Source organism: Shewanella sp. (genome assembly GCF_047975355.1).
Classification (GTDB): domain Bacteria; phylum Pseudomonadota; class Gammaproteobacteria; order Enterobacterales; family Shewanellaceae; genus Shewanella.
The window spans coordinates 1-20,597 of record NZ_JBKEDJ010000012.1 but is presented as its reverse complement, the minus strand read 5'-3'; the positions used below and the strand labels follow the sequence as shown (position 1 = coordinate 20,597).

Genomic DNA, 20,597 nt, shown 5'->3' with positions numbered 1-20,597 from the left:
AAACACTAGAAGGATTATCGTGTCTCAGCCCTTGGAAGAATCTCAGCCAGATGTTGTGCAAATTTGCCCTTTATGCCAAGGGGCGAATCAGTGCGCTGTGAGTTTAGGTAAGGGTATTGAGGACTGTTGGTGTTCGCAGCAGGTGTTCCCACCTTTAGCCGCCTTGCAAGCGAAAGTATCAGGTTTGCAGTCAACGGCAATCAGCAACATTTTACCGTCTGCCGATGCGTGTATTTGCCTGGCCTGCCTCAGCCAACTCAAGCAGGGTTTAACTCAAGGGCATTTTGCAGCGCAGGATGAAAAGGCCCATCGGGATTAGGCGATGGGCTGGGATATGAGGTGAAGTAGCGGGCAACTACTTTATCGTGTAATCCAGCTGTACAGTGGTTTGCGCCTCAATGGCTTTACCGTTTTCAAATTTGGGTGCGTAACGCCATTTATTTAAGGCTTCAATGCTCTCTTTTTCAAATAAAGCGCCACCCTTAGAGGCTAAGATTTCAGGGTTTTTCACAAAGCCATGTTCATCAACGGTAAATTTAAGTTGAACCCAGCCGCTTTTACGTTTTTGGACATAGGATGCAGGGTATTTAGGCGTAGTGCGAAACAGCGGTTGTTGTTCCTGTGCGTCGGCCCAAGGGCGCATTTTGCCGATAGCGATACAGTGAGCGGTGGATTCTTCGCGTTTCCCTTGGCGCTCAAAGAGTTCGACTAGATAAGCATGGGCGCTTAACGCATAAGGGTGGCTGTAGTTAAGGGCTTCAAACTGCTTCACTACTTCTAAAAGTAATGGAATCGCCTTGTCATCATGCTTTTCTGCATATTCAACTGCACCCACTACATAGGTGGCTTTGACTCTGTCGAGGGCATTTTCGGGCAGGATTTCTTTATAAGTTTCATAGGCCTCGAAGGCATAGCTTCTTACGCTTCTCGTGTATAGCTCAGTATTGGATAAGCGGTTAAAAGCGGCCATTTTTACATCGGCGATCAGTTTCTTTTTATCGGATTTTTCAGCAATTATGATTGCATCAAGCAAATCACTTTTCGCATCTTTGGCTTCGACGGCGGTTTGTGCTGCACCAAGTAAGGGATCGATAAGCTCGAGCGCTTCTTTACCATAATGAACTTTATAATTTGTGAGAGCGAGTTGATATAACTCATGCGCCTTCGCTGTTTGTGGCAAATTCTTTTCTTCAAATGGGTAAGGGGCGACTTGCTTCTCTATCGCACCAGCCCAGTTCATGGCGAGGTTCGCTAAGTCGACACTGTCCTTAGCATATTGAGCTTCACCCAATTCGAAGGCCCTTTTAGCACTAGCTTCTATTTGGGCGTCATCACCCTGTTTGAGTGCGGTTTGGTAGTCACTGTAGGCTTGGGAAAAAGTGTTTTCCGAGGCATTTAAGGGTAACGAAGTACTTAAGGCTAAGGCAAATAGACTTGCTAAAGGCAATATTTTTCCGTCTAACATCTTGTATATCCTTATATTTAGTTCTATCGGATAGTACAAATGTTTCACCCTTGATACAAGCTTGTTTTCGCTCTGTTGGTCAGTAGGGGATTGTAGAAGGTAAGCCTTTGCCTACCTTCTGACTTTGCCGATTGGCTTGGGACTTTTTAGTGCGTGACTTATTTAGCCACGAACTGTAAACCAAACTGGCCTAACTCGCCGTAGTGGAATTGGCAGTGCTGATTGAGCGGCAGATCTAACACTCCCGCATAGGAGCCTGTGATCACATACTGTCCACGGGTTAAGCCAATCCCTTGGGCAGATAAGAAGTTGATTAACCAATAAAGCCCAGCTTTAGGAAAACCGTTGGGATGAACGGCGGCTTTTTGCAGCGTCTCACTTGCTTGCTGTCCGTCAGCTGCGACGTCAACACTCAGAGTGAAATGGCCTGTTTCTGTCTCGGCTGGTGCAAGCAGTTCTGGCCCTAACCACAAGCCTTGATTGACTAAACCATCGGCGAGAGCATCGAAGTGGTTGGCTTCGCTTGGGTTTTGATAACGACTTTTGATCAGTTCTAAGGCGAGGCGCGTTTTACCTAGGGCGGCGTCGATTTCGGCTTCCAAATAAGGCGTGGCTCGTGGTGGTAAATCGCTGCCAATTTCAAAGGCGAGCTCGGGTTCGACACGGGCAAGCCCTTTGCTCGAAGGATACAGTGGACACTCTACGGTTTCGATATACACATCATGTTGATAGATAGGTGCTACCACGGTTTTTTCTGCGGTTGGGACTAGGCACTTCCACCCCGCAATCGGGTTGCCTTGGGCGCTAAACTGCTGCGCAATGGTTTGCTGGATGGCAAAAGCCTGGGGGAAATTCTTGGGTCTTAGCACTTCTTCCAATAGCGCGCCCGCTTCACCCTTGGCGCGACGCTGCGCGAGTTCTAGTGCTGCAGCGTTAATGGACTCAAGCTGTGTTTTAGCGTCTGTCTGTGACATGTGTAATCCTAACTAACTTATTTAAAAGGCTTATACAGAGTGGTTGATGCCGCAAAAACTGAGCGCAAAAGGCATAAATCGACTCTGTAAATCCAATTTGAGCTAAAAGAGAAATTGCGCTCAATATACCTTTTTGTGCTGCTAAAGGCTTGATAAAACTTAGCTTGAAGTGCTCTGCATTTATCGCTGGGCAAGATTGATTTAGTGTCAGCTTAACTATCCAATCCGGCGGATAAGTTAATCACTTTTTAGGCTAGATCTTAGCGCGCCGCGGTGCCAGAATGGCGTTCCTTTCTGCGGTACTACTGGGACTTTTCCGTGAATCAAAGCCACTCTGGATCCTTGGCAACTAACCATGCTCAATTGGGATTGTTGTTTATTTCTGTCGCTGTGCTGTTTTGGGGCATGTTACCCATAGCGCTTAAGCTGTCGGGGAGTTTTATCGATCCTGTGACTTTGACTTGGTTCCGTTTTTTAGTGGCGCTCCTCGTCAGTATTTTGGTGCAGTGGAGTGCGGGGAGTTTGAAACAGTTTGCGGTGCTCGATGCCAAGGTTTGGCTCAGGCTTATCCTCGCCGGACTGTTTTTAATGCTCAACTATGTGTCATTCGTGTATTCCCTCGACTATCTAGCCCCCGGGGCCGCGCAGCTTAATTTTCAAACCTCGCCATTTTTCCTCGCCTTTGGCGGCGTATTGTTTTTTAAAGAACGCTTGAATGCGGTGCAGCTCAGTTGTTTTGCTAGCTTAGCTTTAGGGATGTTGATGTTTTTCCATCCCTATTTAGATTTTTCCGCCACCGATAACCACGAGATCTGGCTTGGGGTCATGATAGTGCAGTTTTCCGCATTGTCATGGACCACATACGCACTGCTGCAAAAGTCACTGTTGAACCGTTTGTCCCCCGCCAACGTACTCTTGGTTATCTATGCCTTAGGTATTTTTGCGATGGCGCCCTTTAGCGATTTTAGTCAGTTTGCACAAATGGATAGCTTCGACTGGCAAGTGGCGCTGTTTTGCGCCGCCAATACCTTGATTGCCTATGGCTGCTTCGGACAATCGATGAAATACTGGCCGACGGCGCAGGTGAGCGCCATGCTGGCGTTAACGCCGGTATTTAGCTTTAGCGCCACGGCGTTAGTGGTCAGCATTGGTTGGTGGCCAGAAGTATTTAAGGCCGATAAATTAGATGCGCTATCGCTATTCGGCATAGGTGTGATTATTGTCTCTGTGATGGTGGTGCAGTTGTTGCCCCTGTATCGCCAGCGCCGCGCACGACGTTTGCAACCCGCTTCACAGACCACTGAATAGGTACCCGAGTGATCACACGCCTGACCGATATTGAATTAGAACAGATCCGCGGGGTGATCTTCGACCTCGACGGCACGCTTGCCCATTCAAACCCTGACTTTAAAGGGTTAAGAGCGGCATTAGGTATTGGTTCGGGTACCGATATTCTCGAACATATACATAGCCTTGAGACCACTATGGCTAAGATGCAGGCGCTGGAAATTGTCCATGACTATGAGCTGGAAAGTTCGCGTCAGGCGAGCTGGATTGAAGGGGCGCAGGAGCTGATTGCGTCTTTAAAGATGCGGCAACTGCCTCTGGCGATTTTGACCCGCAATATGCCCGAGGCGGCCAAAATCACCATCGAAAAACTCGGTATTGATATCCCTTTAGTGTTGACCCGTTACGATGCCGAGCCTAAACCTCATCCGCAGGGGATCCACTTGATTTGCGAGCAATGGCAGTTGAGTCCGGCGGATATCTTGTATGTGGGGGATTACCTATTCGATCTGCAAACCGCACAGAATGCCGGTAGTCGCTGCGCCCTCTATTGCCCAGAAGAGGTGCCGGACTATGCCCAAGCGGCGGATTTACTGGTCTCTTGCTACCATAGCCTGATTCAAGCATGGCCTAAATAATTTATGCCTTGGCGGTTAACCTGTTTAGCCGCCTATATCTCAATTAATTCAAACAACTACTTAGGTAATTGCTTACAAAGGTCATCAAATAGGGCAAAGCTTTCTGTTAGCACCGTCTGTAATTGATCTTCGTTATAGCACCATGGCTGGTTTTGTGTACGCCAGTCGTTATCCCAGTCAATCTCTTCACCTCGTGCTAACCGCTCTGCCACGGCAATCTCTTGATAAGAACCGCCACCGATGCGCTTATCTTCACGCCATAGGTTAAAGTTAAACACTACCCACTGCCGCATCTCCATCATAAGCGTCATATGTGGGTAGGCGAACATTTTCGCATTTAGCTTGTAATATCCCCCCTCACTTGTGTAAAAGCGGATCGGGTAAGGGAACTGGGCAACCAGCGCCTGTTGACGCTCCGACGGCACCTTAGGATTAAAATCGCCAGGGAGCTTAGGAAAGCGCGCTAACATGGAGGCATAGCGCTCGGCAAAATTAACCTCGCGGGCAATGCTAATCACGGGTTGTGACACTTTATTTAGAATAAAATTGTGTTCTTCATTGTCTAACATATCGTCATCCATCTTGACTGTTTATGGTGTTATTACCGCAGCCGTTAAAAGCTAATATCATATATTTCAATTGATTAAAAATGTTCGGTCAATATCAAAATCGCTTTTGTCGCTACGGCCTCGCTAAGAGTCAGAAGATATTTAGCGGTTGCTTTGTGTATCCTGCTTATCTTGCTTGAGCCCAAGGCGAATACTGTCGAGCAATGCCACTAACCAGCAGAGCAAAAAGCCATAGAGCAACTTATTGGCATTGGCCATGGTAGTTTGGGTTTGTTGGGTGATTTCGGCGGATATCACCCCGACATCTAGGGGTAAGGTGCCATTTTGGATCTCTAAGGCGATCACTTGTGCCACTTGATAGATTTGCATGAGGAGCAGCATAAGGCTGATGACTGCTAAGCTGAAAAACACCAGCGCCGAACGTTTATGTTTAAGGTAAAAGTGGCCGCTGCCGGGGGCGATAAAGGCGGATAGCAGGCCAGCGGTGAGGGCTTTTTTCATCGAAATACACTAATTGCGTTGCTAAAGACTAAGGCGACACTAATAGACTTATTGGCTTAAGTGCAAGTTAATTTGCCATGGCGACTAACATTCCAATAAAGCCTGCAAACAGAGTACAACCGACAAGTACCATGATTAATAAGGTTTTATCTTCACTGCATGACTTAGCTAGCTCGGGCAGTGATGAGATAAATGGGTAAATGATCAGCGCTAAAAAATCCATTTAGTGTCCTTAAGTTAGGCATCCATCTATTGACTATACCTGCTCGAAATATCAACTGGCCAGTGAAGTTTGAGCGGGAGCGATTTTAAGATAACAAAAAAGGAGCCTAGGCTCCTTTTTTAATGCGTTTGTTTAAATCTGCTTAACCTAACGGCTTAGGTTTGGCGATTACTCTTCGCGTGGTTTACGTGGTCTACGCTCGCCTGCTGGCTTGTCTGAGCGTGGTTTGCGGTCAGCAAATGGTTTGTCACCAGAGGCTGAACGTGGTTTACGCTCACCCATTGGACGATCACCACGTGGACGGCGGTCGCTACGTGCGCCACGGCCAGAGTCTACGAAGACTTGATCGCCGGCTTCACGGATATTCAGTGGCTTGCCACATACACGTACTTTTTTCAGGTGTTGCAACACTTCTTTTGGCATGCCATCAGGCAGGTCAACGGTAGTCACAGCATCGTATAACTGGATGGCACCAATGTAACGGCTATCGATGTTAGCTTCGTTTGCAATAGCGCCAACGATGTTGCCTACACCCACGCCATTGTCACGACCTACGTCGATAACATAACGGCACATCTTCAGATCTGGGTTGTCTTTTAACGCTTCAGCGCTGCCAAGGCTGGCTGGCAGTGGGCGTGATTCACGGCTGCGACGTTCACCGCGCTCGCCACGGTCAGCACCACGTTCGCTACGCTCACTGCGTTCATCGCGGGCACGCTCTTGAATCGCTGGTAATTGCAGTGGGCGCTCTTGCTGAACTTGGTGCAGCAGAGCAGCAGCCAGCAGATCGGTATCCACTTCGAGTTGTTGACATAACTGGGCAACTGCTTCGCGCATAAAGTCCAGATCTTGCGTCATGGTTTGCGCTAATTGCTCACCTAAACGTGACAAACGACGTTCTGCAACAGTCTCTGGGCTTGGCACTTTCATTGGCGAAATACGGCTGTTAGTTGCGCGCTCGATAGTGCGCAGCATACGCATTTCGCGGCTGGTCACGAACAAAATCGCCATACCAGTACGACCAGCACGGCCAGTACGACCGATACGGTGAACGTAAGCTTCTGTGTCGTACGGAATATCGTAGTTAACTACGTGGCCGATACGCTCAACGTCCAGACCACGGGCCGCAACGTCGGTCGCGATCAGAATGTCTAGCTTGCCGCTTTTCAGCTGCTCAACAGCGCGCTCACGGGCTTGCTGGTTCATATCACCGTGCAGTGGTGATGAGGCGTAGCCACGGGCTTCGAGTTTTTCTGCTAATTCAACGCATGAGTTACGGGTACGAACGAAGATGATGATACCTTCAGTATTTTCAACTTCTAATACGCGAACTAAGGCTTCTAACTTGTTGTGCTGAGACACTTGCACGAAACGTTGCTCGATAGAGTCAACGGTAGTGTGGCTCGCAGCAATGCTGATGTTAGTCGCATCTTTTAAATGCTTGTTGGCAACGCGCTTGATTTGTTCTGGCATAGTGGCCGAGAACAGGGCGAGTTGACGCTCAACTGGCGTGTGTTCCAGGATCCACTCGATATCGTCGATAAAGCCCATCTTTAACATTTCGTCGGCTTCGTCGAGCACTAAGGCTTGCAGAGTGTCCAGCTTTAAGGTGCCACGGCGCATATGGTCCATAACACGACCCGGAGTACCCACGATAACCTGTGGACCACGCTTAAGGGCGTTTAATTGCTGGTGCATGCTTTGACCGCCATAGATTGGCAGTACATGGAAACCTTTCATAAATTTAGCGTAGCTGCTGAATGCTTCAGCCACTTGCACTGCTAATTCGCGGGTTGGCGCTAATACTAAGATTTGTGGAACAGCTTGGCTGGTCACTTTGTTGAGCAGTGGCAGAGCGAAGGCGCCAGTTTTACCTGTACCTGTTTGTGCCTGACCTAAAATATCTTTGCCAGCCATTAATGGGTCAATACTGGCTGATTGGATTGGCGTTGGTTTTTCGTAACCTAGCTCGTCAAGAGCACGCAACAAATTCTCGGACAAGCCGAGTTCACGGAAAGTTCTTTCACTGGATGACATTGGGTTGTAGCCTTGTGGATGCGCCCGGATTGGCGCTTAAGTTTCACAGACAGAAAATCAACCCCGTGTCGATTTCCCGCACCGAAAACGCCAGATTATAGCAGCATTTTAGCCGCTTTACCAAGTGACTCTCGGATAAATACAGGGTTTTGCGTGGATTTTTTTGCCAAAACTGAGCAAGAAACGCGCCACTTCGATTAATTTTTCAAAAAGTCGCCATTGAGTCGTAGGATTTCGAAGGCGGATTCCGTCACCGCCGCGAGAAACACATAGTCCAAAGTGTCGGGGGTATCTTCGGGGGTATGGTATTGCGGATGAGTCGGAACGCCAAAGTAGAGCCAAGGGATCTTAGCTTTATGGAAAGGATAATGATCCGAGGCTCTCAGCCAATCCGTGCTTTGGATGCTTCTGCCCACAGGTTTAGGATGGCTCAACTTGATACAGAGGCGATTAGCCGCGTTTAGCATGGGCCTAAATTGGGGAAATTGGTAAAAGTTGCGGCTGCCCTCGAGGTAAATGGCATAGGGGCGGCTAGGGTGGCCGATCATATCGAGATTGAGCATCAGTTCAAATTGCGCCTCGGGCATTCGTTGCTTGAGTTGTTCGACGAGGGCCGTACTGCCATACAGCCCCGGCTCTTCGGCATCGGTGGCGACAAACATTAAATTAATGTTGGGCAGCAAATCGGGGGCGGCGCTTAGCTGCGCTTGCCAGTGGGCGGCCAGAGCCAACAGGGCGGCAACACCTGAGGCGTTATCATCGGCGCCGTGGTAAATCTTGCTGCCAGTCATGCCGAGATGATCGTAGTGAGCCACCGCAATGCGCCATCGATTGGTGGGTTGGCGTGCGGGGATTAACGCCACCATATTGCTTCCCGTCTCTTGGCTAAAAAGCGTGGCATATTCGAAGGGCACCTCGAAAGTCTCTCCCCAAGGAGTAAGCCCAAGTTGTTGAAACTGGCTATTTAAATAATCGCGTGTCTTGGCGGCGCCTTCTGTTTGGGTTTTACGCCCCATTAATTCTGCGGCGCTGAGTGTTGCTACCGTTTGCTTAATATCTGCGGGCGAGGCCCAATTCAATCGAATCACCTCAGGTGAGCAAGTGTATTCTGCTGGTTGATTGGCACAGGCCGTAAGGCCCAAACACAAGCTAAGGATAGACAGGCGCAATATGCTCAAGCCTATGTGGTGAGACTGAGGGCGAGTGGTTGCTGTGAGTGGGTGCGCCAAATTGCCCATGGCTATCCTTAAGGTTGGCAATAGGATGATCAATCCTAAGCCTAACAGGGATTTAGCTTGGCTGCATTGGCCGTAATGCTGAATTAGTCTAAGACACGGATTTCGGGGGAGAGTGTCGCCTCTTGATGATGGTTCAAATTAAAGTGCTCCAAGCCAGAGACTAAATGGGTACGTGAGCAAATAGTGACTTGGGCGTTTTTGGTGAGACCGCCTTGATCTAAGGTGGTGATCCGGCCATCGGGCAAGGCGAGCAGGCTACTATTGGCTGAGCTGTCTAACACTGTCACCTGTAAATGTGTGGGTTGACCGATAAGCGGATCGACAGCGGCAATAACCAGCGCCACAAGCGTTAACCCCAAGCAGGCAATCAGCAATACATTAGCGCGACTTAAGCTCGTCAAACTCGGGGGATGCGTTGGCAACATGTTCTCCTCGATTGATAAGGGCGAATGGCGCGTTTTTAGAAAGTTATTATACAGGGCAGGAGTTATTAACAGCGCCTTGGTGATACCAAGGCGCTGTTAATCTTATCGCTATGACTGCTTGGCTAGCTTAGCATCCCGCTCCAGCAGCGGCTTAAGGAAGCGCGCGGTATGGGACGTTGGATGCTGCGCCACTTCTTCTGGCGTACCTGTTGCTAGGATAGTACCGCCACCACCGCCGCCCTCGGGGCCTAAGTCGATAATCCAGTCTGCGGTTTTAATCACATCCAAGTTATGCTCAATCACCACAATAGTATTACCGTGGGATTTGAGGCGTTGCAGTACATCGAGCAGCAATTGGATATCGGCAAAGTGCAGACCCATTGTCGGTTCATCCAAAATATACAAGGTCTTACCCGTATCGCGCTTAGAGAGCTCCTTCGCGAGTTTCACCCGCTGGGCTTCACCGCCCGACAGTGTGGTCGCGCTCTGGCCTAAACGCACGTAGGACAAACCCACATCCATCAGGGTCTGCAACTTGCGGGCAATCGCAGGCACAGCATCGAAAAACTCCCGCGCATCTTCCACTGTCATTTGCAGCACTTCATGGATGTTCTTGCCCTTGTAGCGCACCTCTAGGGTTTCTCGGTTATAGCGTTTACCCTTACAGGCATCGCAGGGCACATACACATCGGGCAGGAAGTGCATTTCAACCTTAATTAACCCATCGCCCTGACAGGCCTCACAGCGACCGCCTTTCACGTTAAAGGAGAAACGACCCACTTGATAACCACGGGTACGGGATTCCTGCGTTCCGGCAAAAATCTCCCGAATAGGCGTAAAGATGCCAGTATAAGTGGCGGGGTTAGAGCGTGGCGTACGGCCAATCGGGCTTTGGTCGATATCGACTACTTTATCGCACTGTTCCATACCGACAATGCGATCGTAGGGCGCAGGTTCATCGACAGTGGCGCCGTTCAATAGCTTATGGGCAATCTTGAAGAAAGTGTCGTTAATCAGCGTCGATTTACCCGAGCCTGACACCCCAGTCACGCAGGTGAACAGGCCTACAGGGATCGTTAAATCCACATTGCGCAGGTTGTTGCCGCGGGCGCCATAAAGCTCAATCACTTGTTTAGGATTGAAGGGCGTACGTGGGGTGTTGATATGGATATTGCGTTTACCCGAAATATATTGACCAGTCACAGACTCGTCGCAGGCGACAATTTTCTCAATCGGGCCGTCGCAAATCACTTCACCGCCGTGTACGCCAGCGCCTGGGCCGATATCGATAATATGATCCGCAATGCGAATCGCATCTTCGTCGTGCTCCACCACAATCACAGTGTTACCTAAATCCCGCAGGTGGATTAAGGTCTGCAATAACCGCTCGTTATCCCGCTGGTGCAACCCGATAGAAGGTTCGTCGAGTACATACATCACGCCGACTAAACCCGCACCGATCTGGCTGGCGAGGCGAATACGCTGTGCTTCACCGCCGGAGAGGGTTTCTGCCGAACGAGACAGGCTTAAATAGTTAAGGCCGACATTGACGAGGAAGCCTAGACGATCGCGCACTTCCTTGAGTACCTTCTCGGCGATCTGCGCCTTTTGGCCGTTGAACTCGAGTTTGTCGAAATAATCTAGGGCTTCACCAATTGACCAAACGGTGAGTTTTGGCAGATTAAGATCGCCAATAAACACGTTGCGGGCTTCCTCACGCAGGCGCGAGCCGCCGCAGCTTTGACAGGCTTGAGTGTTGATAAACTTGGCTAATTCTTCGCGCACCGCATTGCTTTCGGTCTCGCGGTAGCGCCTGTCCATATTATTTAAAATGCCTTCGAAGGGATGAGTGCGCACCACCACATCACCACGGTCGTTGATGTATTTGAAGGCGATGCTGTCTTTGCCTGAGCCGTAGAGGACAATTTTCCTCACTTTATCTGACAGCTGCTCGAAGGGGACTTCGACATCGAACTTATAGTGGTCGGCGAGCGAACTCAGCATTTGGAAGTAATAGAAGTTACGTCTATCCCAGCCGCGAATCGCGCCGCCTGCGAGGGATAGCTCAGGATTCGTGATCACTCTATCGGGGTCGAAAAATTGTTGTACCCCTAGACCATCACAGGTGGGGCAAGCGCCCGCCGGGTTGTTAAAGGAGAAAATCCTTGGCTCAAGCTCGGCCATCGAATAACCGCAGTGCGGGCAAGCGAAGTTGGCGGAGAAGATTAATTCTTCTGTACTGCCTTCATCCATGCTGGCAACCACGGCAATCCCGCCGGAGAGTTCGAGCGCAGTTTCAAAGGATTCGGCGAGACGCTGCTGGATATCGCTGCGGACTTTAAAGCGATCGACCACCACTTCGATAGTGTGTTTAACGTGTAAGTCGAGGGTTGGCGGATCGGTTAAGTCGCAGACTTCACCATCGATACGGGCGCGGATATAACCCTGCGCCGATAAGCCCTCGAGTAATTTTACGTGCTCCCCCTTACGACCGTTGACCACGGGCGCCAGCAGCATTAAGCGGCTGTCTTCGGGCATTTCTAGCACTTTATCGACCATCTGACTCACGGTTTGCGCCGCAAGCGGTTGGCCGTGAGTCGGGCAGCGCGGTTCGCCCACTCGGGCAAACAACAGACGCAGATAGTCGTAAATTTCGGTGATCGTCCCGACGGTGGAGCGCGGGTTATGGGACGTCGATTTTTGTTCGATGGAAATCGCCGGGCTCAAGCCTTCGATATGGTCGACATCGGGCTTTTCCATCAAGCTTAAGAATTGGCGGGCATAGGCAGAAAGAGACTCAACGTAACGTCGTTGGCCTTCGGCATATAAGGTATCAAATGCTAGGGAAGATTTGCCTGAACCGGATAACCCTGTGATAACGATTAACTTATCCCTTGGGATAGTCAGGTTGATATTTTTGAGATTGTGGGTCCGTGCGCCGCGTATTTCAATCTTATCCATCTATCGCTCAAGTCTTATGCTTAAAAAAATGAGCCTAAGTATCGCACAGTTCGGCGGCCGAGTTTAGTCGATTCTGTGATCTTGCTGACATACCAAATGGGGGCGGCTGTGGGGCGAGTTGCAGGCTTATAAAGGTGATGCAGTTAGTGGATTAACTAAGATTAATCCGTCTATCGGCTTTGAACTTACCCAAGTTCTGTAAGCATCGAGTTAACTATTTGTAGTCAATAGTCTTTTAGATAAGCCTTAAAAATAAAGGCCTAAGCTTACGCTAAGGTGCGCGCATCAGTATTGGCGCGGGGCAAAATCCGCTGTTTTACACTATTGGCGTGGGCGGTTTTTCCTTTTGAGCAAACGCTTTTGGGTGTGTTAACATGCGCCCCCTAAAAGACTTCAATCCAGGGCAAAATCATGGGTAACAACGGACTTTCAGGAACCGAGAAAAAAGTCGCGTTTTCTTTAGCCAGCGTATTTGGTTTACGTATGATGGGCTTGTTTATGATCATGCCCGTCTTTGCACTCTATGGTCAGCATTTAGAAGGTTTTTCTCCCCTTTGGGTGGGGATTGCTATTGGTGCCTATGGCTTGACTCAGGCCGTTTTGCAGATCCCTATGGGGATTTTATCCGACAAGTATGGTCGTAAACCTGTCATCCTCGCCGGCCTGGTATTATTTGCCATCGGCAGCTTAATTGCCGCCAATGCCGATACCATTTACGGTGTGGTATTTGGCCGCGCCGTGCAAGGTATGGGGGCGATTGCCGCCGCCGTGTTGGCCTTAGCGGCGGATTTAACTCGAGATGAGCAGCGTACTAAGGTGATGGCCATTATCGGCATGTGTATCGGCGGCTCCTTTGCCCTGTCGTTACTCGTCGGCCCAATTGTGGCGCAGCATTTAGGCTTATCGGGTTTATTCCTGCTAACCGCTGGCCTTGCGGTGCTCGGTATGTTGATTGTCCAGCTATTGGTGCCGAATCCGATTTCCCATGCACCTAAGGGCGATACCTTAGCTGCGCCCGCTAAGCTCAAACGCATGTTGACCGATCCGCAGCTGTTTAGGCTCGATGCGGGAATTTTTATTCTGCACTTAGTGTTAACCGCAGTGTTTGTCGCCTTGCCGCTCGATTTAGTCGATGCGGGCCTGGTAAAAGAAAAACATTGGATGCTGTATTTTCCCGCGTTTGTGGGCGCATTCTTCTTGATGGTGCCGTTAATCATCATCGGGGTGAAGCGTAAGAATACTAAGGCAATGTTCCAAATTGCCTTAGTAATCATGATGTTTTCCCTCGCGACCATGGCGATTTTTTCCAACAACCTCTGGGTATTGAGCGTGGCAGTGCTGCTGTTTTTTACCGGCTTTAACTACCTTGAGGCGTCGCTGCCGAGTTTGATTGCGAAATTCTGCCCCGTAGGCGAAAAAGGCTCGGCCATGGGGGTTTATTCGACTAGCCAATTCTTAGGCGCATTTTGTGGCGGTATGCTCGGTGGTGGTGCGTTCCAATTAGTCGGCGCCGTGGGCGTGTTTATCGTCGCGCTGGTATTGATGGGCGTTTGGTTATTATTGACCCTAGGGATGAAAAATCCTGTGCTGCTTAAGAGTTACACCTTAGAAGCTGCCGTGAAAGATAAGGCCCAAGCGCGGGATATGGCGTCGCAGCTGTCACAATTGATGGGTGTGGTTGAAGCGATTGTGGTGCTAGATGAGAAAGTTGCTTACCTCAAAGTTGATGAGCATTTCGATTTAAGAGAAGCCCGAGCTGTGTTAGGCTCTGCTCAATAATATGTGTTATTGCCGCGAGTTTTAGGGAAGCGGATTTTCCCTTGCGGCAACAATTATAAACAACATACTGAATTAATAGATTATTTAAAGAATCGCAGGAGATTTCAATGGCCAGTCGTGGTGTTAACAAGGTAATTTTGGTTGGCAATTTGGGACAAGATCCAGAAGTACGTTACATGCCAAACGGTAACGCAGTCGCTAACATCACAGTAGCGACCAGCGAATCGTGGAAAGACCAACAAGGTCAACAGCAAGAGCGTACTGAATGGCACCGTGTGGTTCTGTTTGGCAAGTTGGCTGAAATTACGGGTGAGTACCTGCGTAAAGGTTCACAGGTTTACCTCGAAGGTAAACTGCAAACCCGTAAGTGGAAAGACCAAAGCGGTCAAGATCGTTACAGCACTGAAGTGGTTATCGACCAAAGCGGTAGCATGCAAATGTTAGGTGGTCGCAATCAAGGCCAAAGTCAAGGTGCTCCTATGGGTGGCATGCAACAAAACGCGGGTTACCAAGCGGCTCCGGCTCAAACTGCGCCAGCGCAAAACCAATACGCGCCAGCACAGCAAAGTTACCAAGCACCTGCACAGCAGCCACAATCTGGCTACAATCAGCAGCCTGCTCAGCAAAGCTATGGTCAGCAACAGCAATCCCATGCTCAGCCACAGCAAGGTGGTTATGCGCCTAAGCCTGCTGCTCCAGCGTATCAAGCACCAGCGGCACCTGCACAACGCCCAGCGCCACAACCACAACAAAACTTCACTCCAGATTTGGATGATGGTTGGGACGACGATATCCCGTTTTAAGCTTGATTATCTAGCATAGCGCTAAGATTCAAACACAAGGCCCCGTTTACGGGGCTTTGTTTTAATTGCAATTTTTCCGTCGATAGCAAAACGTTGAGTTACTTTCAAACCATTTACAGGATGTAGAGATGGAACCATTTTTTGAGTTGGATGCTTTCTATCACAGGGATGTTTATTTTGTGTATTCGGAGCAGAATGAGCAGCCCTATATTGATAGTTTTACTAAGCCTTTGAATGGTGTAACACCCCTTTACTATGAGGTGGATGTGCTTGATGAGGCGATTACCCAGTACGACATTTTACCTACCATAGGCCTTCCCCTTGTCAGCTCACTATTTGTCGAGCAATTTCGTGCAGTTAGCGACAAAGAAGTCCAGTTTATCCCTGCTGAAATTCGTGATAACAGCGGAGATATCAATCATCAATTTTATGCGATGAAGGTGCTTAAGCGTTTCGCCTGTATCGATATGAGTCGCTCGCAAGTCAGTTATCGCCGCTATGGTGAATGTCAGTCACTCCAAATCCAGACTTTAGTGATTGATGCCAGCAAGGTGGAGGGAGCGTCGATATTTTCACTACAGGAAAAACTGGCTTATATCATAGTGAATCAAACTATTCGCGATCTGTGTCAGCCGCTTCGGGGCGTAGAGTGTGTGCCGCTGGACGAGGCATTTGGTTCGAGATTTTGGTGAGATTATTTCTAAAGATATTGTGCTAAATATCAAGGTGATAATTGCTTTTGGTACGGTGTAAGGTATTGATTTTGTGACTTAAAGCCTTTTAGCGGCTATAGTAAAAAGTCAATTTATCAGTACTGAGGTAAGCATTTTCTCCGGTTAATCAACCCAATTGGTGGGAGAAAATGAATTTTTATGAATCATTTCAAGCGAATCCAGTTTAAACACCTGTGGCTATGGCTACTATTTATCAGCGTGGCCTTACCCTTAAGGGCGGTTGAAGCGCCTTTATGGCCTGAATCGGCCGATTTACCCTTAAGTCAACGGGTGCACACAGGCACCCTGACTAATGGGTTGCACTATCTGTTGGTAAACAACAAAACTCCCGAACAGGCCGTGATCGTCCGTATGCGGGTCGATGTGGGATCTGTGATGGAAACGGATGCCGAGCAAGGTCTGGTGCATTTCTTAGAGCATATGGCATTTAATGGCTCTACCGGGCTCGCGGCGGGGGAGATGATCCCGACACTACAGCGTTTAGGCTTAAGTTTTGGGGCCGATACCAATGCGGTGACTGAATTTCAGCAGACGGTTTATCAGTTTAATCTACCGAGCAATAGCCAAGATAAAGTCGATACTGCTTTGTTTTTAATGCGTGAAATCGCCGGTAATCTGTTGCTGGATCCCGCGCTTATCGAGCGTGAAAAGGCTGTGGTCTTGTCTGAACTGCGTGAGCGTAGCAGCGCCGATTTAGAAAACTATCGCCATCAGTTAGCCTTTTTAATGCCACAAACAGTGCTATCGCAGCGCTTCCCCGTGGGGGAGGCGACGAGCATTAAAAATGCGAATCGTGAAAAGTTATTATCCCTCTATCAACGTTTTTACACGCCGTCCCGCACCACCTTAATTGTGGTGGGCGATATTGATGTCGGCCGTATCGAGCAAAAGATCAAACAGCAATTTACCGACTGGCAAGCTGCGCCGCAGGCCGCAGGGGGAAAGGCGCAATCTATCGGTGTGGTACAAGCCAAATCTAAGATAGAGGCGAGCGCCTTCTTCGATCCAAGCCTGCAAACCTCGGTTTCTCTGGGGTTGTTAAAGCCTCAACAGCCTAAAGCCGATACCATTGCCCAGCGAGAGCAGGAGATTTTATTAGAGCTTGCCCATGGTATTTTGTATCGTCGCCTAGAATCGCAATTACTCCACAGCCAAGGCCTGTACGGCGTTAATCTGCAAATTGGCCCCGAGTATGGTATTGCCTACGGCACTCAAATGACGCTGGGCACGCAGGAAAACAACTGGCAACAGGGTATTGCGCTATTGGAGCAAACCCTGCGTCAGGCGCTTGAATTTGGCTTTAGCCAACAGGAAATCGAGCAACAACTTAAACGAATGCATAAGGGCTATCAGCTCAATGCTGCTGGTAGCAACACTATTCACAGCGTGAACATTGCCGAAAGCCTAGTGAATGCCGTAGCGAGCAGACGGGTGCCCGTCGAGCCTGAGTGGCAATTGGCATTGTTTGAGACACTGATGCCGAGTATCACGCCGCAAAAACTGCTGCAATTGTTTAAACAGACTTGGAATGGCACGCCTTATTTGTATTTAACCAGTAATAAGCCCATTGATAATGTTGAAAAACAACTATTAGCCGCCTACAACGCGAGTCAAAAGCAAGCGGTAAAAGCGCCTGAAACCAAAGCCATTGCCGAGTTTGCTTATAGTCAATTTGGTGAGCCGGGGCAGGTCGTTGCCGATCAGCGCGATGCCACAACAGGGATCCGTAAGATACAGTTTGCCAATGGTGTACGCCTTAATATCAAGCCAACGGATTTTAATCAGGGCGTGGCGTTAGTGAGCTTAAACATCGGCTTTGGCGAGGTGCCATTCCCCGAGTTAGACGGTTTGTCCTATCTGTTTAACAGCGCCTTTGTGCAGGGCGGCTTAGGTTTACATGACTGGGACAGCATGCGCGATATTTTTGCTGGCCAAGATATCTCGGTGAGTTTGAGTCTGCGCGAGCAGAGTTTTGGCGGCGAGATCAGTACCAATGCTGCCGAGCTTCGCACTCAATTAGGTGTGCTGACGGCATACTTAGTTGACCCAGGTATGGATAAGCAAGCCGAGCAGTTATTCCGTGAGCAAGTGATTGCCGAGCAACAGAGTATTCATAGCAATCCGCAACTGGAGTTTTCGAACCAGTTTGCCCGTATTGCCCATAATGGGGATAAACGCTATGGCTATGGTAATCCAGAGGAAATCCTCAAGCGTCAGTTTGCTGAGCTCGCGCCTAGCTTCCATTCTGCCGTGCAGCAGGGGGCGATTGAACTGGCAATTGTGGGCGATGTGAATGAAGACAAAGCGATTGCCGAAGTGGCGCAAACCTTAGGGGCCATTGCCCGTCAGCCTATCCCTAAGGGACAGACGATTGTGCCCGTGTTTCCCAAAGTGCCAGTACACATGAGCCTGATGCATTATGGTCAGGTCGATATGGCGGCGCTGGCGCAGGTGTGGCCCACCACGGATATGAGCAATCTTCGTGAACAGATCGGTTTAGGCTTACTCGAACAGGTTTTGAGTATTTTGCTGACCGAAAACGTGCGTGAAAAAGCCGGCGCGAGTTATTCCCCCTCGGCATTCTCATATAATGATTTAAATCCAACGGGTTATGGCTATCTTGGCTTATTTAGCGTGACAACTAAGACCATGTTGCCTGAGGTGGCTCAGTATTACGCCGCCGCAGTGAAGCAAGTCCAAGCGCCTTCGGGGATCAGTGAGGATTTACTCAATCGCGCCCGCCAACCTGTGTTGGAGTGGATGCAGATGGCGCCGCAAAGTAACAACTTTTGGCTCGATTTAGCCTCAACCGCCCAAAGCCAACTGGAGCGTTTTAGCGCCTTTAACCAACGATTGGCACTGGTGCAACAAATTAAGCCTGCGGAGCTAAGCCAGTTGGCGCAGAAATACCTCAAGGATGATAAACGCTTAACTATCGAAACCTTACCTGCACCCGCCACGGCGCAGTAATGAGCCAAGGTTTGGCGCCATAAAGCCTTATGACTTTTAGGCGCTAAGCCGTGGCATCTTGTGGTTATCGAATCTAAGTCGCTTCTTAAACCAATCAGCCCCCGTCATCTCAGTATCACGGGGGCTTTTTTATTGAGTCGGTTTTAGCATCTGCAATATCGATTTGTGTAATTAACATGTCGATGAGCAATGCGAGGTGTAGGACAACCTTTGTGGGGATTTTCGCCTAAATGCGACTCTCGCCAGCCGATGCGATGGAGATGAGTAGCTGTGGCGACAGGGCAATTTGTATCAAAAAATCCTGCTAAAAATGTGATTTGTATCAACTTTGGCTGTGTTGTTGAAATGTTTGTTAAGTGTTTGAGTTTGTGAAATATTTGTTTGAGTTTTAGGTGGAAATTGCCGTTGTTGTCATTGTATAACTGCGTAGACTGAACTGAATTTTTGTCTGCTAATGAGGGATACGATGCTTAACAATAAACTAAAAGGATTCGCGGTTTTGACCTTCGCCTGTTTGGGCGTGACCGCTTGTGGTGGCTCCGATAACAACAAGGATGAGGACACCTCGAAGACCGATACTTATGTGCAATTCTACAATGCTTCAGTGGGGAGTACGGCAACGGCACTGAAGATTGGCGATAAAACTTACGAGAGTGTGAATTACGCCGATGCCATGCCAAGGTTCACGTCGACACCCGGTGTGAGTGCCGTCGAGGTGATGGGGAAAGATGCGTCGAATAAGGATATCTCGCTCTATAAAGAGGATATCGATTTAAAAACCGCAACGGATCACTTCTTTGTCTTACATGGGGATTTTGCCTCGCCATCGCTGCTGAATATCAATTACTCCCGCACTGAGTTAGATAAGCAAAATGCCGAAGCGGATAAGAGCAAAATGCAATTATTGATCGCCCATACGGCGATGGATGCGCCGGCATATGATGCCTATATTGCCAAAGCCGATCAAAGCTTTGCCGATGCGGTGATGCTAGGCAGTGTCGCCTACGGTGAAGTTTCGACACCGCAGATTTTGGACACTGGGGATTACAAGGTTTACCTCGCCCCCGCGGGAACCACTAACGTGAGCTACACCACGGCAAGCATTAACTTTAAGACTAAGGTGCCCTATAAGTTGATTTTACGGGAAAGTTTTGGCGCTTCGGATGCCAAAATCAGCTTAGATAGCGTGGATTCGACCACCAATGTGCGTAACCATGTAGCCCTCGAAAGCAGTGTCGATTTTAGGGTATTCAATGGTTTAGCAACACACAATGTCGATGTCAAAGTCGTGAGCAACAAGCAAGAAGCCCTATTTAGCAATGTGGCTCCCTTTGGCGTGACAGCTTATCAAGGCGCTGAGTTTAATGACTTTGGTGTGAGCGTGTTTGACCATACTAGCCAAGCTAAACTGCTCGATAATGTGCTGATTACCCTTAATCAGGACGAGATCAAAACCATCTTTATCTACGAACAAGCCACCGAAGAAGGTAGCCAAGTGAAAGCGATGGAGATGAAGCAAACGCAAACGCCGAGTCCCTACAGCTTCAAGTTTGATATCGTCAGTTTTGGCGACAAGAGTAATCTGACGCTGTACTTCTTAAAGGCGAACGACACCATTGAAACCGCAGCCTATAAGATCAGTGCGGTTAACCCTACTGCGCCGCAGTCCTTAGTGGTGCCAAAAGGGGAATATTCTATCAAGGTGATTGCGGTGGAAAATGGCACTAAGACAGTGGTTTATGCATCAGAGATGATGGATTTTAATAACGAAGATAATGTCACTATGGTGCTGAACAAGGACACTACAACCAGCTTTGGCTATAACCTCGTTAAGCTTTAATCGCAAAATTGATTAGGCAATAAAAAAGCACTACCTTGGTAGTGCTTTTTCGTCTTAACCGTCTTTATTCCGACAGTTTTAGCTCTTGGCCTGGCTTAATAATGCTCTTGGCATTGAGCTGGTTCCACTTCATTAAATCCGCGAGCTTCACTT

Annotated in this window: 17 protein-coding genes and 1 pseudogene; 8 read left to right on the top strand and 10 right to left on the bottom strand. The window is 49.0% G+C overall.

Going from position 1 to position 20,597, the window contains the following annotated elements:
- Window positions 1-19: 19 nt before the first annotated feature.
- A pseudogene (locus ACK5NH_RS05200) lies at window positions 20-348 on the top strand (cysteine-rich CWC family protein).
- Between the two features lie 7 nt (window positions 349-355).
- Here ACK5NH_RS05200 and ACK5NH_RS05195 read toward each other — a convergent pair.
- Window positions 356-1,465 carry an energy transducer TonB gene (locus ACK5NH_RS05195; protein ID WP_416918098.1) on the bottom strand — a complete coding sequence of 370 codons (1,110 nt, stop codon included), beginning with the start codon at window positions 1,463-1,465 and terminating at the stop codon, window positions 356-358.
- Between the two features lie 158 nt (window positions 1,466-1,623).
- A complete protein-coding gene (locus tag ACK5NH_RS05190) occupies window positions 1,624-2,439 on the bottom strand; it encodes a hydratase (RefSeq protein WP_416918097.1) in 816 nt (271 codons plus the stop codon).
- A gap of 318 nt (window positions 2,440-2,757) precedes the next feature.
- Here ACK5NH_RS05190 and ACK5NH_RS05185 point away from each other — a divergent pair, with 318 nt between their 5' ends.
- Both ACK5NH_RS05185 and ACK5NH_RS05180 read left to right on the top strand, forming a co-directional pair.
- A complete protein-coding gene (locus tag ACK5NH_RS05185) occupies window positions 2,758-3,747 on the top strand; it encodes a DMT family transporter (RefSeq protein WP_416918096.1) in 990 nt (329 codons plus the stop codon).
- An 8-nt stretch (window positions 3,748-3,755) separates the two neighbouring features.
- Window positions 3,756-4,364, top strand: coding sequence for an HAD family hydrolase (locus ACK5NH_RS05180; protein WP_416918095.1), 609 nt, complete (start codon window positions 3,756-3,758; stop codon window positions 4,362-4,364).
- A 56-nt stretch (window positions 4,365-4,420) separates the two neighbouring features.
- On the opposite strand, the gene ACK5NH_RS05175 is transcribed toward ACK5NH_RS05180, so the two are convergent.
- The 7 genes from ACK5NH_RS05175 to uvrA all read right to left on the bottom strand — a co-directional run bounded on the left by ACK5NH_RS05175 (window position 4,421) and on the right by uvrA (window position 12,318).
- Entirely contained in the window at window positions 4,421-4,933 is a 513-nt protein-coding gene (locus ACK5NH_RS05175; protein ID WP_416918094.1) for a hypothetical protein, read from the bottom strand.
- A gap of 141 nt (window positions 4,934-5,074) precedes the next feature.
- Entirely contained in the window at window positions 5,075-5,434 is a 360-nt protein-coding gene (locus ACK5NH_RS05170) for a hypothetical protein (protein WP_416918093.1), read from the bottom strand.
- Window positions 5,435-5,501: 67 nt separating this feature from the next.
- Window positions 5,502-5,657, bottom strand: coding sequence for a hypothetical protein (locus ACK5NH_RS05165; RefSeq protein WP_249556268.1), 156 nt, complete (start codon window positions 5,655-5,657; stop codon window positions 5,502-5,504).
- Window positions 5,658-5,825: 168 nt separating this feature from the next.
- Window positions 5,826-7,694, bottom strand: a complete 1,869-nt coding sequence (locus ACK5NH_RS05160; RefSeq protein WP_416918092.1) for a DEAD/DEAH box helicase — start codon at window positions 7,692-7,694, stop codon at window positions 5,826-5,828.
- 197 nt (window positions 7,695-7,891) lie between these two features.
- Window positions 7,892-8,932, bottom strand: coding sequence for a M28 family peptidase (locus tag ACK5NH_RS05155; RefSeq protein WP_416918091.1), 1,041 nt, complete (start codon window positions 8,930-8,932; stop codon window positions 7,892-7,894).
- Between the two features lie 83 nt (window positions 8,933-9,015).
- Window positions 9,016-9,357: a hypothetical protein gene (locus ACK5NH_RS05150; RefSeq protein ID WP_416918090.1), complete on the bottom strand. Its 342-nt coding sequence runs from the start codon at window positions 9,355-9,357 to the stop codon at window positions 9,016-9,018.
- Between the two features lie 108 nt (window positions 9,358-9,465).
- The gene (gene uvrA / locus ACK5NH_RS05145) at window positions 9,466-12,318 is read right to left on the bottom strand and encodes an excinuclease ABC subunit UvrA (RefSeq protein ID WP_416918089.1); all 2,853 of its coding nucleotides are present in this window, start codon (window positions 12,316-12,318) and stop codon (window positions 9,466-9,468) included.
- 411 nt (window positions 12,319-12,729) lie between these two features.
- Between uvrA and ACK5NH_RS05140 the strand changes: the two genes are divergently transcribed.
- From ACK5NH_RS05140 to ACK5NH_RS05120, 5 genes are all read left to right on the top strand, one after another.
- Entirely contained in the window at window positions 12,730-14,097 is a 1,368-nt protein-coding gene (locus ACK5NH_RS05140; RefSeq protein WP_416918088.1) for an MFS transporter, read from the top strand.
- Window positions 14,098-14,204: 107 nt separating this feature from the next.
- Window positions 14,205-14,900 (top strand): single-stranded DNA-binding protein, encoded by a 696-nt coding sequence (ssb, locus tag ACK5NH_RS05135; protein ID WP_089066894.1) that lies wholly within the window; start codon window positions 14,205-14,207, stop codon window positions 14,898-14,900.
- Window positions 14,901-15,028: 128 nt separating this feature from the next.
- On the top strand, window positions 15,029-15,592 hold the full coding sequence (locus ACK5NH_RS05130) for an imm11 family protein (protein WP_416918087.1): 564 nt from the start codon (window positions 15,029-15,031) through the stop codon (window positions 15,590-15,592).
- 180 nt (window positions 15,593-15,772) lie between these two features.
- Window positions 15,773-18,604, top strand: a complete 2,832-nt coding sequence (locus tag ACK5NH_RS05125; protein ID WP_416918086.1) for a M16 family metallopeptidase — start codon at window positions 15,773-15,775, stop codon at window positions 18,602-18,604.
- Window positions 18,605-19,070: 466 nt separating this feature from the next.
- Window positions 19,071-20,444, top strand: coding sequence for a DUF4397 domain-containing protein (locus ACK5NH_RS05120; protein ID WP_416918085.1), 1,374 nt, complete (start codon window positions 19,071-19,073; stop codon window positions 20,442-20,444).
- Window positions 20,445-20,508: 64 nt separating this feature from the next.
- On the opposite strand, the gene ACK5NH_RS05115 is transcribed toward ACK5NH_RS05120, so the two are convergent.
- On the bottom strand, window positions 20,509-20,597 hold an 89-nt coding region (locus tag ACK5NH_RS05115), incomplete at its 5' end, for a LysM peptidoglycan-binding domain-containing protein (RefSeq protein ID WP_416918108.1).